At 37.0% G+C, this 14478-nt stretch carries 13 protein-coding genes; 10 read left to right on the forward strand and 3 right to left on the reverse strand.

Annotated features, from left to right (window positions below; genetic code table 11):
* On the reverse strand, window positions 1-1172 hold a 1172-nt coding region (locus tag ACR2MV_RS00360), incomplete at its 3' end, for a PDZ domain-containing protein (protein WP_434019878.1).
* A 239-nt stretch (window positions 1173-1411) separates the two neighbouring features.
* Here ACR2MV_RS00360 and surE point away from each other — a divergent pair.
* From surE to lpxB, 3 genes are read left to right on the forward strand one after another with little or no spacing between them, the layout of a single operon-like run.
* A complete protein-coding gene (gene surE, locus ACR2MV_RS00365) occupies window positions 1412-2182 on the forward strand; it encodes a 5'/3'-nucleotidase SurE (RefSeq protein ID WP_434019879.1) in 771 nt (256 codons plus the stop codon).
* Window positions 2182-2460, forward strand: a complete 279-nt coding sequence (locus ACR2MV_RS00370) for a hypothetical protein (protein WP_434019880.1) — start codon at window positions 2182-2184, stop codon at window positions 2458-2460. Before surE ends, ACR2MV_RS00370 begins: the two co-directional genes overlap by 1 nt.
* Window positions 2461-2491: 31 nt before the next feature.
* Window positions 2492-3601: a lipid-A-disaccharide synthase gene (lpxB, locus tag ACR2MV_RS00375; protein WP_434019881.1), complete on the forward strand. Its 1110-nt coding sequence runs from the start codon at window positions 2492-2494 to the stop codon at window positions 3599-3601.
* Window positions 3602-3625: 24 nt separating this feature from the next.
* Here the strand turns inward: lpxB and ACR2MV_RS00380 are convergent, their stop codons facing one another.
* Window positions 3626-4516, reverse strand: coding sequence for a hypothetical protein (locus ACR2MV_RS00380; protein WP_434019882.1), 891 nt, complete (start codon window positions 4514-4516; stop codon window positions 3626-3628).
* 63 nt (window positions 4517-4579) lie between these two features.
* On the reverse strand, window positions 4580-5917 hold the full coding sequence (locus ACR2MV_RS00385) for an MATE family efflux transporter (protein ID WP_434019883.1): 1338 nt from the start codon (window positions 5915-5917) through the stop codon (window positions 4580-4582).
* A gap of 202 nt (window positions 5918-6119) precedes the next feature.
* Between ACR2MV_RS00385 and gntH the strand changes: the two genes are divergently transcribed.
* The 7 genes from gntH to ACR2MV_RS00420 all read left to right on the forward strand — a co-directional run bounded on the left by gntH (window position 6120) and on the right by ACR2MV_RS00420 (window position 14478).
* Window positions 6120-7397 (forward strand): guanitoxin biosynthesis MBL fold metallo-hydrolase GntH, encoded by a 1278-nt coding sequence (gene gntH, locus ACR2MV_RS00390; protein ID WP_434019884.1) that lies wholly within the window; start codon window positions 6120-6122, stop codon window positions 7395-7397.
* A 206-nt stretch (window positions 7398-7603) separates the two neighbouring features.
* Window positions 7604-9535 carry a ComEC/Rec2 family competence protein gene (locus tag ACR2MV_RS00395; RefSeq protein WP_434019956.1) on the forward strand — a complete coding sequence of 644 codons (1932 nt, stop codon included), beginning with the start codon at window positions 7604-7606 and terminating at the stop codon, window positions 9533-9535.
* 52 nt (window positions 9536-9587) lie between these two features.
* Entirely contained in the window at window positions 9588-10595 is a 1008-nt protein-coding gene (locus ACR2MV_RS00400) for a sugar phosphate nucleotidyltransferase (RefSeq protein WP_434019885.1), read from the forward strand.
* A gap of 2 nt (window positions 10596-10597) precedes the next feature.
* Window positions 10598-11575 (forward strand): tetratricopeptide repeat protein, encoded by a 978-nt coding sequence (locus ACR2MV_RS00405; RefSeq protein ID WP_434019886.1) that lies wholly within the window; start codon window positions 10598-10600, stop codon window positions 11573-11575.
* Window positions 11576-11584: 9 nt separating this feature from the next.
* The gene (locus tag ACR2MV_RS00410) at window positions 11585-12352 is read left to right on the forward strand and encodes a DUF4292 domain-containing protein (protein WP_434019887.1); all 768 of its coding nucleotides are present in this window, start codon (window positions 11585-11587) and stop codon (window positions 12350-12352) included.
* On the forward strand, window positions 12349-13611 hold the full coding sequence (locus tag ACR2MV_RS00415; RefSeq protein WP_434019888.1) for a murein hydrolase activator EnvC family protein: 1263 nt from the start codon (window positions 12349-12351) through the stop codon (window positions 13609-13611). The genes ACR2MV_RS00410 and ACR2MV_RS00415 overlap by 4 nt, the downstream gene beginning before the upstream one ends.
* A 15-nt stretch (window positions 13612-13626) precedes the next feature.
* Window positions 13627-14478 (forward strand): fructosamine kinase family protein, encoded by an 852-nt coding sequence (locus ACR2MV_RS00420; RefSeq protein ID WP_434019889.1) that lies wholly within the window; start codon window positions 13627-13629, stop codon window positions 14476-14478.

Below are 14478 nucleotides of genomic sequence, written 5' to 3' on the forward strand. Positions count from 1 at the left end.
TTAAAATCAATATAGAATTTCGGAAGGTTGATGACGCCAAATTTGCGATTATCAACTTCAACCAAACTTGATTTTACGAAAGTTTCTTCCAATTCAACAATATCTCTGATAATCGATATCACTGAAACTGAACCATCTATTTTTTTAACCGTTAATTTAACTTCGGTTCCTTTTTTTCCTTTGATATATTCAATAGCATCATCTAAACGCATACCAACAATATCAACTGGCAATTCATCTCCTTGCCCTACTTTTAAGATTAAATCTCCAACTTCCAATTCACCACCTCTCCAGGCAGGCCCTCCAGAAATTAATTCTGCTACACGTGTGTAATCATCTCTTTTTTGAAGTCTTGCTCCAATACCTTCGAGTTTTCCTGCCATACTGATATCAAAGCGCTTTTTATCTTTTGGCGCAAAATAGTTCGTATGAGGATCAAATTGAACGGTCATGGTATTAATAAAGATGGCAAACCAATCTGTATCATCAAGTTCCGACATTAAGGTATATAAATCGTCAAGGCTTTTTTCAGCGGCTTCACGAGAATCTATCTCAAGCTGTGCAAAAGATTTAACTTCTGTTGTGTTTTCTACCTCAACTGTTACATCTTCGGTCCCAGCCTGATCCGTTGTCGCCATAGATTCCTGTAATTGGATCTTTTCGTGCAATCTCGAAAGTGTGCTAACCTTTAACTGTTTATGCCAATTTTGAATTAATTCTGCCTGATTGGCCGCATATTTCTTTTTGTCATAGTCAATATCAAAGCTATCTTCTTTATTAAAGTCAAACGGCTCCTGTAGAATATCTCTATAGTAATTTTGAGATTCCAAGACTCTTTGATTGAACCGATCCATCACAACATTATAAAATGTGAGGTCCTCACTTTTTATTTGATCATCAATCAAGGTTTTGAAAACAGCAAGTTCATCCAGATCACTCTGAATGAAAAATCGCTTGTAAGGATCTAAAGCATCTATAAAATCAGTGTAAACTTTTTCAGAGAACTCATCATTAATCTGATGTGGTTCGTAATGGCCTTGTTTCAAAGCGTATCTTACCAAACCAATCAAAACTTTATCTTTTTCCGGATCTGGTTTATTCGCTATTTGGAATCCAAATAACATTCCGGCCACAATGATGAGAGGTAATATTATTTTATACTGTTTTTTCATAAAGAGGGAAATTTTATTCATTTATTCACTACTACATTATTCACAACAATCAGACAATATACTAAAAAGCGCATTTCTTGCGACGAAATTAATAATAATTCTGACAAATGTCTTGAATTTTCATTGAAACAGAACACAATAGTAGCTAATAATTAGCGATTTGGCTCACAATTAAATGTTAAACATAATTCTCAAACGGTAACGCCAAAAGGTTTATTTTTGTTTTAAATTCTCTAATAATGCAAAAACGGCCCTTGATCCTGGTTACGAATGATGACGGCATTACGGCACCAGGCATAAGAACATTGATCTCCGTCATGAATGAAATCGGAGATGTTATTGTAATTGCTCCTGACAGTCCACAGAGTGGAATGGGTCATGCTATAACTTTGGATTCAACAATTTATTGTGATGCAGTAACGATAGATGAAGGCCCTCAATTGGAATACAGATGTTCGGGAACTCCTGCAGATTGTGTAAAGATGGCTATTTCTGAGATTTTGAATAAGAAGCCAGACCTTTGTGTATCAGGTATAAATCACGGTGCTAATAGTTCCATCAATGTTATTTATTCCGGGACCATGAGTGCGGCGATTGAAGCAGGTATTGAAGGGATTCCAGCCATTGGTTTTTCCCTCTTGGATTTTTCCTGGAATGCTGACTTTGACCACTTAAAAAAACACATTAAACAAATGGCACTGAATGTGCTGGAAAAAGGATTACCTGATGGTGTGGTGCTCAATGTGAACTTTCCTAAAATTGAATCAAAAGAGTTTCAAGGAGTCAAGATTTGCAGACAGGCAAGAGCCAACTGGGTGGAAGAATTTGATAAAAGAGTCAATCCTCAGGGAAAGGAGTATTATTGGTTAACGGGTAAGTTTGTGAACATGGATAATGGCGAAGACACAGATATCTGGGCTCTTGAGAATGGCTATGTTTCAGTGGTTCCGGTGGGGTTTGACCTGACGGCTCATCATTTTTTACCTACGTTAAATAATTGGAAATTGTAATGAAAAAAGAAATAATTATAGGCTTTGTGATCGGGTTGATTGCCACGGCTTTTGGTTTTTATATCTACGTGGAATTTGTCTCTACCTATAGTTTTGATGAGACCCTAAAGATCCTGCACGAAGGAAACTTATACGGTAAAGTTTTGGGCCTTGCTGCGATCCCTAATCTGTTTGTGTTTTTTATCTTTTTGAAAAAGAAACAAGACCTTAGAGCAAGAGGTGTTTTACTGGCCTGTTTTTTCGTGGCATTTTTGATTTTGTTAAGTAAGTTTTTATAGTAAATACAGGTTTAATCATAAAGTAGAAAAGTTGAAATACTATATTATTTCAGGAGAAGCATCAGGAGACCTTCACGCGTCGAATCTCATGAAGTCTTTAATTAAGGAAGACAGCCATGCTGATTTCAGATTCTGGGGAGGAGATCTGATGAAAGAGGTAGGAGGCACGCTGGTGAAACACTATCGTGACTTAGCTTTCATGGGCTTTGCGGAAGTGATTATGAACCTCAGAACCATCTTGAACAATATTAAGTTTTGCAAAAAGGATTTGCTGAATTATGCTCCCGATGTACTTATTTTAGTTGATTACCCTGGCTTCAATTTACGAATTGCCGAATTTGCTAAAAAGAACGGAATCACAGTTCATTATTATATTTCACCTCAAATTTGGGCATGGAAGGAAAACAGGATCAGCAAAATTAAAAGAGATATTGATCATATGTACGTGATATTACCTTTTGAAAGGACTTTTTATGAGGATAAGCATGATTATCCTGTGAATTTTGTAGGTCATCCACTATTGGATGCGATTGCCCATAGAAAACCTGTTGATCCGTCAGTATTTGCAAAAGAAAATGGATTAAATGACAAGCCAATTGTGGCACTATTGCCAGGAAGCAGAAAACAGGAAATAACGAAAATGTTATCGGTAATGCTGAAAATGGCTCCAAAATTTCCTGACCATCAGTTTGTGATTGCCGGAGCACCCAGTCAGGAACGCTCATTTTATCAAAGCTTTTTAAGCGGTGAAAATATTGCTATTGTTGAAAATAAAACATACGATTTGTTGTCGGTGTCAACAGCTGCCTTGGTAACCTCAGGAACGGCAACACTGGAAACAGCACTCTTTAAAATTCCTGAAGTAGTTTGCTATAAAGGGAACGAAATTTCTTACCAGATCGGAAAGCGCCTGGTCAATGTTAAATATATTTCTCTTGTGAACCTTATTCTTGATAAGGAGGTAGTCACTGAATTGATACAGGACGAATTCAATGAGAGCAATCTTGAAAATGAATTATTCAAAATACTGGACATAAAAGAGCGTGAGCATATGTTTGATCATTATTATGAACTGGAACAGGCGCTTGGCGGGAAAGGCGCCAGTGAGAAGACGGCAAAATTGATCATTAAAAACTCATAAACCGGTTGTTTTTTATGAATTGACCTACTCGCAGATGGCCTCAAAGGCGTCTTTAACATCACCGGGAGTATTTCTTATTTTCATAAAGGTTCCCATCGTTAATTCCGGCCAATGTAGTGCCAATCTATATCTGCCATGTAGCATCGTAGCCTCGGTTCCCTGAAGAATTATTTCATAGGGTAAAGCAGCAAGATGAGATTCTCCAATAATTGGGAGAAATTCTTTTTCACCCTCTTCTTCATCCAGCAATCCTATGCCAAACACCGCGACTTTGTGTTCAGGAAATTGAAGCGTGTAGACCAATTTAGTACCATTTTTATTTGCCTTCAAGTTTTTTTCTATGGTACTAATTCCCTGTTCAAAACTGCTGAATTCTTTTAGTTCAACAGGATCGGTAAAGTAAGGCATCATCATTTTATAATGATATTCCCTTAATTCCTCTGCGGTCATTGACCCGCCAAAACCAGTGTTCTTATCTCCCAAAGCAGAGAGAGTGCTTGCTACATCGGTAGCAATTTTTTTAAGACCTGAACTGTGCTTATCATAAGAATCCATAAAATACGCCTGGAAAAGGTATTCAGGATTTAAATAGCTGATGCTTGTTCCTGGTCCGTCGCTTTTAAGACCTATTTTTAAGGCGGCGGCTAAGGCGCCCCTATCTTCCACTTTTAAGGAAATATCTTGCAAATCTTTTCTGGTGTATACAATAACTTTAAGGGTCTGATTGTTTTCCGGATGGTATTGGCCAATAATTTCAAAACCGGCAGTAGTCATTTTTTTTACTACCAATTGCTCAGTATTTTCAATGGATTCAGAGTTCTCACCTACCAATATGTAAGGACTTATTTCTTGTGAGTATAAGGACGATAAACTTAAACCTATTAGAAGACTTGAAAGGATGATTAATTTTTTCATGATCAGATACTTAAAATTCATGATAAAATTAAGGAATGAACTTGGCTAAAAACCTAACTTATGTCATGATAGCGTTTTAGGGATGTATCTTTTATTAAAAATAACGACAAGTATTCCTCCACGTAAGAGCATCCAGACAAAAAATGCGATCCAAATGGCATATAATTTTAAATCAAAATGATCGCCTAACAACAGCGTAGGAATAAAACCTAAAAAAGTAGCGGCCAGTAGGGTGTTTCTTAGAATTACAGCCTCGGCAAGGCCTTTAAAGATACCGTCAAAAACAAATGCGACGGCATTGACTGGCTGCATAATGATGACAATCCAGAAGATGCCATAGAATAGGCTTAAAACCTCCTCATCTCTGCTAAATAATAGACCGATGTCTGTGTACCATAAAAAGCAAAGAGCCCCGAGAAGTACAGAAATGATAAAGGTATAAACATTGAGCTGACGGCTTAATTTCCAGATATGAGCATAGTTTTTTTGACCAAGAAATTTTCCTGACATAATGTTTCCTACGCTTGAATAGCCGTCGATAAAGAAAGCAAAAAACAGCCATATCTGAAAGGCAATGGTTTGAGCAGCAATATAGTTGGCACCGTATTTAGTGGCATAAGCGTTTGCCATATACAAGGCAATATTCAGAGAGATAGCTCTTATTATCAGGTTAAAACTGAGCGATAACAGGCGTTTGATCTCCGGATGAAAAGGGAATACAAGCTTTAGGGAAAAAGGTGTTTTAACGATCAGAAGAATAAGTGCCAGCAAGGTCATTACTCCCTGGGCAATAACACTTGCCCAAGCGGCGCCTTCCACATGCAGCGCGGGGATGTATCCTTCAATTCCAAAAACCAGCATAAAATCAAGGGCAATGTTAAGAGATGCTCCTACAATGCTGATCACCATAGGCCAAAACGTGTTTTGAAGCCCCCTAAACACACCAAAAACAGAAAATACAAATAAAGTTAAGGGGAGGCCAATGGCCCTTATTTTATAATAGGAAACGGATTGTTCGAGGATGAGCCCAGTGGCATTGTACAGTTGAAAAATAGAAGTTATAAAGAAAACAGTAATCGCATAAATAAACAGACTCAAAAGAACATTGATAAAAATGATCTGAGCCGGAAGATTTTCTATGTCTTTCAATTTTTTACTACCATAGTATTGTGCAATGATGGCTGATATAGCAGATCTGGTCTGTGCCAGAATCCAGACAATGGCAGAGATGAATGACCCGGCAATCCCAACCGCTGCTAAGGCTTCGGTAGGATTAATTTCAATATTGCCAACAATGGCCGTATCAGTAATAGACAATAAAGGCTCCGCGATACCTGAAATAATAGCAGGTATAGCCAGTTTGTTTATTTGGCGAAATGAAATACGTGGGATCTTTTGCAAAGGTTTCGCATTTGTTGACGTAAAAATAAAACAATTAAATTTTATCTGATGATGAACCTGACTTTTGAACATAGATAATCTGATTAGTATCTTCAGTTGCTGAGAACTGTATTTTTAACAATCTGATATAGAGTAATTAGAAAAGTTTTTGTAATTAAATTTTTCGTAACTTTATTCGAGATATTAACCAATCCGAATAGTTATGAGTAAATCCAGAGTATTAATTGTAGGAATTTTCATTGGCTTAATGATTTCTGTTGTGAGTATTTCCTTGCTTGCTTTTAGTTCTAGCCCAAGCGAAGTTTCGGCAACATCAGAAGCAGATGTGAATAGGGAATGGTATTTTCCAAACACAGAAGAATTAGCAGCAGACGAAATGAGAGTCATTGCTTGTGGAACAGGGATGCCTACCACTCGAGCCGCTCAGGCAGCAGCTTGTTTCTTAGTTGAGTTGGGCAATGGTGACAAGTTTTTATTTGATATTGGTTCTGGTTCAGCCGAACGTATTTCCAGTTTACAGATTCCTTATGATTATTTAAATAAAGTTTTTATAGGTCATTTGCATGGAGATCATTTTGGAGCCATAGGAGAACTTTTTATTGGAGGAGGATTAATGGGCAGAAGGGTTCCATTAGAAATTTGGGGGCCAAGTGGACCTACACCCGAACTGGGAACGAAATATGCGATTCAGAAAATGGAAGAAATGTATACTTGGGATTTAGCAGGTCGGGCTGGAAATGTTGATATGAGAGGATTCCGTACTGAAATTCATGAATTTGATTACAAGGGGGTAAATGAAATCATATACGATAAAAATGGTGTTAAAGTGAGATCATTCCCAGCGGTTCATTCACTTGATGGATCGGTTAGTTTTGGTTTGGAATGGAACGGGCTTAAATTTGTTTTTGGAAGCGATACTTATCCTAATAAATGGTTTGACGAATATGCAAGAAATGCTGATATCGCCATCCATGAATGCTTTATTGCAGTCCCTGAATTAATCTCAAAGATGAGATTTACGCCTGAATCAGCTCTTCAAGTTGGTACACAGATTCATACAGCACCTGAAGCTTTTGGTAAAGTGATGAGTTCAATTCAACCGAGAATGGCAGTGGCCTATCATTTCTTTAACGATTTTGATACAGCTCCTCAAATTCAGGCAGGGATTAGATCAACTTACGATGGCCCTCTAAGTCTTGCACAAGATTTTATGGTATGGAATGTTACAAAAGATACTATCACAACCAGAATGGCAGTGGTAGAAGAACGAACATGGGCTCCACCAGGGACCATAAAAGCACAGCCGCCTAAAGCCTCTGATAGGGAGGCATGGAGCGAGCGACTGGGATGGAAGTTACCATATTCAAAATTTATTTCCGAAGGCACCTGGGATGTTGATGATGTATTGCGTCCTGTTTATGAAGAAACCAGTAAAACTTATGGAAAAGAATATCCTTACCCCGGAGATAAAAAAGAGTAAAATAAAGAATTTGATATGGAAGAAGGTGCCTCATTTGAGGCACCTTTTTTTTGAATGCTTACTATAGATTCGCATGAACATAAAAAAGAAAGAGATGGTTTGTTAGATTTAAAGTTTCCTGCTTTGCATTTTTCTATATTTCTGATATTGGGAATAGTAACAGGTTTTTTTTTGAAATTAGCATAACCTCTGTTTCATTCTTAAGTATTACTTTATTAATTCTCCTGGCGCGCGCTCATTTTTATGCAAATAAGGTCTTCTCACCACCCTATCTATTTGTGATCCTAACATTTTCAAGCATATTCTCCTTAGGAATATTGACCAGTACAGTATCAAAGCCAGAAGAGATAAAAAGACATTTTTCAAATTATTATAGAGAAGGGTCCATTCTGGAAATTAAGATTTTAAAGCAGCTAAAAGAAAACGACTTTTATCAAAATTATCTAGGGAGTATTTCGCGTGTCGATGGTGTTCGAACTGAAGGCCACGTATTATTGAGGGCTTTAAAGAAGGATGTTTTAGTTCCTATTGGTATCGATCATATCTTAATAAGCGCTGAAATACCCAAGAAGATAAGAAAACCGACAAATCCCGGGGCATTTAATTTTAAAGACTACTGGAATCGTAAAGGAATAAGAGATCAAATAACGCTGGATAAAGATCATTTTTTAAAAACAAGGAAGGCGAAGGGAACTTTGAGGTCCAAAGCCTTGATCATCAGAGATCGAATTGTTGAGGTTTTAAAGAAACAAGATTTCTCGGAGAATCAACGGATGGTTATAGAAGCCCTGTTACTCGGCGACAAGAGAGATCTGTCAAAGGAATTAAAAAACGATTATAAGAATGCTGGAGCCATGCATATTTTAGCAATCTCAGGCCTTCATATTGGTGTTCTAATGATGATTTTGAATGTTTTTCTAGTTCCGATAACACGATGGAGACATGGTGCTATATTCAGGGGTTTCGTACTTGTGCTATTCTTGTGGTTTTTTGCATTTATATCAGGTTTGTCAGCCTCAGTTGTCAGAGCAGTTACCATGTTTAGCATTTTATCGTTGGGGATGATTTCAAACAGAAGCTCGAAGCTGGATCATTATCTCTTTATAGCTGCCTTTATAAGTCTGCTGTTTAATCCATTATATGTTTTCGATCTGGGGTTTCAGCTCAGCTATATGGCTGTTCTATCAATTATTTATGTTGGACCAAAAATTAAAAAATTATGGAACCCTCCCGATAAGATTCTTCGATATTTTTGGGATATTGTCGCAATTTCAACGGCTGCACAACTGGGGGTCCTTCCATTAACATTGTATTATTTTCATCACTTTTCGGCTGTTTTTATGTTATCCAGTATCTTATTAATTCCGGCTCTTGGTGTTCTTCTGGGAGGTGGATATCTTTTAATTGTGCTGGTTCAATTCAATTATCTGCCAAAGATCTATGTCAGGTTTTATGGTTATCTGATAGAATGTATGAATCAGGTGGTCAGTTTTATTGGTGAAATGGAAGCATTCATTGTTAGGGATTTTTATTTCGATCGAACCTTATTAGTACTGGGATATTTCACAATATACTTTGTTCTTAAATGTATTAGCCAGAGATCATTTTCCAGAATACTCACTGTGGTGTTATGCTTTTCTCTGATATCAACAAATCTCCTGGTACAGGACAAGGTATTTCAATTGTCCTCGAATTTTATAGTCTTTCACAGTTACCAAAATAGCCTGTTGGCAATTCGATACGGCAACAGGCTGAAGGTTTATACAGATAGTACCGAAAAGGATTCAGGTGTCAACAAAAGTTTAGAAAACTATAGCCGACTATTTATCAGATTGCGGCAAGAGAACTTAAATCAAATAAGACACTTTTATCGATTTGATGCGAAACGTATTTTGTTAATTGACAATGCTCTTATTGACAGGGATTTTGGATTTGACCCCGACATACTTATTTTGATCAAATCGCCAAAGCTCAATTTGCAGCGGCTTTTAGAAAGAGTGACTCCCTCTTTGGTTGTTGCCGATGGATCAAATTACCCGAGCTCAAAGGCTTTGTGGAAAAAGACCTGTGATAATTTGGGAATCACTTTTCATGACACGAGTGTTGACGGAGCCTTGATACTTTCTAAGGGGAACTAGGCATTTACAATTTTATGTATATTTGGACGTTTTAAAGGAAACTTTTTTATAGATGAAAATTATTGTCCCCATGGCCGGAATTGGTTCAAGATTAAGGCCACATACGCTTACAATTCCAAAACCGTTAACACTTATAGCCGGCAAACCTATCGTTCAAAGATTGGTGGAGGATATCGTTAAGGTGGTTGATCAAAAAGTGGAAGAAATTGCTTTTGTCATCGGCCCCGCATTTCCAAAGAATACAGAGGAAAAATTAATGGAAATCGCAAGAGATCTCGGAGCAGTTGGAAAAATATTTGTACAGGAGAATCCATTGGGTATTGCCCATGCCATTCACTGTGCCGAAGAATCTTTAGAAGGACCCTGCGTGGTTGCTTTCGCCGACACGTTATTTAAGGCAGACTTTTCACTTGATGAAGCATCGGATGGAGTCATTTGGGTGAAACAGGTAGAAGATCCCAGTGCGTATGGAGTTGTAAAGCTCAAGGATGGAATTATCACTGATTTCGTTGAAAAACCCACTGAATATATTTCTGATTTGGCCATTATTGGGATTTATTACTTTAAAAACGGAGGAAAGCTACGTCAGGAAATACAATATTTACTTGACAATAATATCACAGATAGAGGAGAGTTTCAACTGACCAGTGCGTTGGAAAATATGAAAAGAAACGGCTCGAGGTTTGTTCCCGGAGAAGTGAATGAATGGATGGATTGTGGGAACAAAGACATTACGGTAGATACAAACGGTAAGATTTTAAGATTTTCTAAAGAAGCCGAAGAAAATTTGATTTCTCCGACCGTAGTATTAGAGAATTCTGAAATAATTGAACCATGTTATATTGGTGAAAATGTAGTCTTAAAAAACAGCAAGATAGGACCGAATGTGTCATTGGGGGACAAAAGTGTGGTAGAAAATTCTCATATTGCTGATTCAATGATTCAAACTAATACATCAATTTTGAATGCAAATTTGAAAGATGCCATGATAGGGAACAATGTTTATTTTGATGGAAAGTTTACATCTGTTAGCCTGGGTGATTATTCAGTTTTAAAATAGAGATGATTCGATGGAGGAAACATATGGCAATGATGGCAGGAGCATTTTTATGCTCTTTTCTTGCGATGGGCCAGGAAGATGTTGTTTCCAGTGAAGAAATGCTGGTAGAGCAGCAAAACATTAATTTTCAAACCTTCTTTTTTGAGTCTTTACAGCAGAAGTCTATTGGGAATTATGACAAGGCTGTTTATGCCTTGGAGGCCTGTAATAATATTGACAAGAACAACGTGGCAGTATTGTTTGAGCTTTCAAAGAATTATGCCTTGCTGATTAAATACACAGAAGCGGAATACTACATTTTAAAAGGGTTGGAGCAGGATCCGGATAATTTATATATGCTAAGGCATCTGAAGGAGATTAAAACAAAGCAAAATGACTATTTAGGAGCCATAAAAATTCAAAACAAGATTATTAGTCTTAAACCGGATGAAGAATCAGATTTGGTTATTTTGTATATCAAGGCAGGTGAAATTGAAAGTGCTACCGAACTATTAAAGAAGTTAGATGACAACAACAAGCTTCCCAAAGGTCTTCGGTCTTTAAAAGAATCTCTTGTTCAGGATGTTAACGGTCCTATAGAACAGTCGGCGGAACCGGTATACGAAGAGGTTCCAAAAAGAAAAGTGGATATTTTAAAAGATGACTTCAATCTAAAGAAAGATTATAGCTCATTAAAACTACTACTGGATAGCCAGTACAAATCAAAACAATACGTTGAGCTCTTGAAGGATAGTGAAGAGGGATTGTCGTTGTTTCCGGCGCAGCCCTACCTATATTTGATGAACGGAAGGGCATTGAATAGATTGAGAAAATATAAGGAAGCAAAGCTTAGTTTAGAAGAAGGTTTAGATTATATTATTGATGACAATTCTTTAAAAGCAGATATATTTGAAGAAATAAGTTTAAGTCTAAAAGCAATGGGAGACAATAAAAAAGCTTCTGAATATTATAATAAAGCAGCCGATCTAAGGGCGAATTAAAATACAAGTATGCGTAAAACAGTTACTTTATTAATTATAATCTTCGCTTTCGCTTCATGTAAATCTTCAAAAGTTTCTGATAAAAGCATACCTGGTTTATCGTCTAAAGCTATTGTAAAGAAGAATACTGCAGCTAGCTTTAACAGAAAAACTGTGAAGGCTTCAATGAGCATTAAATACAAAGGGAAAGAAGAGTTACCTAATATAAGCGCTTCGCTAAGAATGGTAAAGGACTCTATTATTTGGCTTAATTTTTCTAAATTAGGATTTCCGGTGGCCAAACTTAAAATTACACCCGATGAGGTGAAATTTTATGAAAAAATTGGAAAAACATCTTTTGAAGGAGACTTCAAGTTAATAAGCAATTGGCTGGGAACAGAGTTTGATTTTGTAAAGGTGCAAAACCTTTTTTTAGGGGAAGCAATTTTAAGTTTAGAACAAGACAAATATGAGGTAAGTGTAAAGGATCGCAAATATGAATTGCTTTCAAAGAAAAGAAACCCTATTTTTGATATCAAATATTGGATAGACCCGGTTCATTTTAAAGTTATAAAGGAAGAAGTGGGTCATGCTGAAAAGAATCAAAATTTAACAATTTTATACAAGGATTTTCATAAAATTAGTGAATCTTTGTTTCCGAAAGGGTTTTTGGTCACGGCCATATCAGATCAAATGAAAACTACGATAGACGTAAATTATAAAAATGTGCAGTTTGATGTCCCTTTGAGATTCCCCTTTGCAATACCTTCGGGCTATAGAAATATTGAACTTGAATGATCTCACTTCGAGCTAACATAGAGGAATACAAGACTCCGGGATTGGTAAAAATCGATTTTCGATTAAAAACGCTTATACTCCTATTTTTACTGTCATTTCCGTTTACAGGTTCTTCTCAATCCAGACAGGAGCTGGAGCAACAACGGGTTCAACTTCAAAAAGAAATCAAACAGATCAATACCTTATTATTCCAATCTCAAAAAAAAGAGAAAACCTTGTTATCGGATCTTTCTGATCTTGTGCAGCGTATTGGTGTTAGAACAAAATTGATCAACACAATTAATGAGGAAACCAATCAATTAACAATTGAGATAAAAGAGAATGAAAGGCAGGTTAAAATGCTGGAAGAAAGGTTGGAATTTCTGAAAAAGGATTATGCCAACATGGTGGTGAAATCGTATAAAAGCAAAACAAAAAACAGTCGCTTGATGTTTTTATTGTCTTCTGAGAGTTTTTTACAGGCCTATAAACGTCTCGAATATTTGAAACAATATGCAGCCTATAGAGAGCGTCAGGGCGAAGAGATCAAGGTTGAGACCGTTAAGCTTCAGAATTTAACAGATTATTTAGTAGAAACGAGAAATGAAAAAGAAGATTTAATCGCAATTAATCTGAGAGAAAAAGATAGTATCAGTGAAGAGAAAAAATCTCAGGAAGGGCTCGTTCGATCGGTTAAGAAGAAAGAAAAGAAATATATAGCTCAGATAAATAAAAAGCAAAAAGAAGAAAGAGAAATTGATGCAAAGGTTCAGAAGTTAATTGCAGAAGCAATTGCCAAGTCAAAAAAGGAATCGAATGTGAAAAGCTCCGGATTTGCTTTAACACCTGAGGCAGTCGCCTTGGAAAAAGACTTTATTTCGAATAAAGGAAAGTTACCTTCACCTGTTGAAAGAGGGGTTATCGTACGGCGTTATGGTAAGCAAAGGCACCCTACACTCAAGGGGATTACCATTGAAAGTAACGGAGTATTCTACGCCACTGAGAAGGATGCCAATGCACGGGTGATTTTTGATGGTAAAGTATTAGCCATTCAGGTTTTACCAGGAAAAAAGAAAGCCATACTGGTGCAGCATGGAAACTATATTTCGGTTTATAAAAACTTGGACAACGTGACTGTTCAAAAAGGCGATCTGGTTTCCACCAAACAGCAACTGGGAAAGATTCATACGGATAAATCAACGGGCAAAACTATATTGGCCTTTGTACTGTTTAAAGAAATACACAGACAAAACCCGGAAGAATGGGTTTATAAGAATTAGTCTCAAGACCTTGTCATGATTGATCGAAAAATCATTGAACAAAGATTATCGTCATCTATTTTGTCTTTTACCAGGCTCTCCGGAGGGGACATCAATCAAGTATATTTATGTGCAACCGAGAAGGAATCATTTGTAGTAAAAGCGAATGATAATGAACGCTTTCCGAAGATGCTTAAAAAGGAAGCTCAGGGACTTGACTTATTGCGACAAGGAAAGGTTCAAACACCAAAAACGATAGATCAGTTTGATTTTCAAGACCGGCAGTTCCTTGTAGTAGAATTCATAGAAGAAGGACCAACCAATGATTACTTCTGGAAAAGATTTGGTCAGGTTTTGTCTGAGCTTCATCAGCAAAGCGTTTCAGTTTTTGGACTTGAATACGACAATTATATTGGTTCTTTGTCACAGGACAACAGTCAGGAGCCATTATGGGAAAAATTTTTTGTTGAGCGAAGAATCAGCCCTTTGGTGAAAAACGCCTTTGACAATGGCCTGTTAGACAGGGGACATCTTCAAAATTTTCAGGAGTTTTATAAAAAATTTTCTGACTTAGTTCCAGTGGAAAAGCCCAGCTTACTTCACGGGGATCTTTGGTCAGGGAATTTACTTTGTTCAAAGGAAGGACAACCGGTATTTATTGACCCAGCCGTTTATTATGGACATAGAGAGATGGACATAGCGATGACCTATATGTTTGGCGGCTTTAACCCGTTGTATTTGGCAGCCTACAATGAGCAATGCCCCTTAGAACAGGGATGGGAAAACAGAATGGAAATCCATAACCTTTATCCCACTCTGGTACATCTAAACCTTTTCGGATCTTCATATCGAAGTGGTGTAGAAAGAGTGCTGAAAAAATATAAGTAG

Origin of the sequence: Lutimonas sp., assembly GCF_051011215.1 — a bacterium.
In the GTDB taxonomy this organism is placed as follows: Bacteria; Bacteroidota; Bacteroidia; order Flavobacteriales; family Flavobacteriaceae; genus Lutimonas.

Coding starts and splice junctions, on each gene's coding strand:
- surE (WP_434019879.1), top strand. CDS start 1,412: ATGCAAAAACGGCCCTTGATCCTGGTTACGAATGATGACGGCATTACG.
- ACR2MV_RS00370 (WP_434019880.1), top strand. CDS start 2,182: ATGAAAAAAGAAATAATTATAGGCTTTGTGATCGGGTTGATTGCCACG.
- ACR2MV_RS00380 (WP_434019882.1), bottom strand. CDS start 4,516: ATGAAAAAATTAATCATCCTTTCAAGTCTTCTAATAGGTTTAAGTTTA.
- gntH (WP_434019884.1), top strand. CDS start 6,120: ATGAGTAAATCCAGAGTATTAATTGTAGGAATTTTCATTGGCTTAATG.
- ACR2MV_RS00400 (WP_434019885.1), top strand. CDS start 9,588: ATGAAAATTATTGTCCCCATGGCCGGAATTGGTTCAAGATTAAGGCCA.
- ACR2MV_RS00405 (WP_434019886.1), top strand. CDS start 10,598: ATGATTCGATGGAGGAAACATATGGCAATGATGGCAGGAGCATTTTTA.
- ACR2MV_RS00410 (WP_434019887.1), top strand. CDS start 11,585: ATGCGTAAAACAGTTACTTTATTAATTATAATCTTCGCTTTCGCTTCA.
- ACR2MV_RS00415 (WP_434019888.1), top strand. CDS start 12,349: ATGATCTCACTTCGAGCTAACATAGAGGAATACAAGACTCCGGGATTG.
- ACR2MV_RS00420 (WP_434019889.1), top strand. CDS start 13,627: ATGATTGATCGAAAAATCATTGAACAAAGATTATCGTCATCTATTTTG.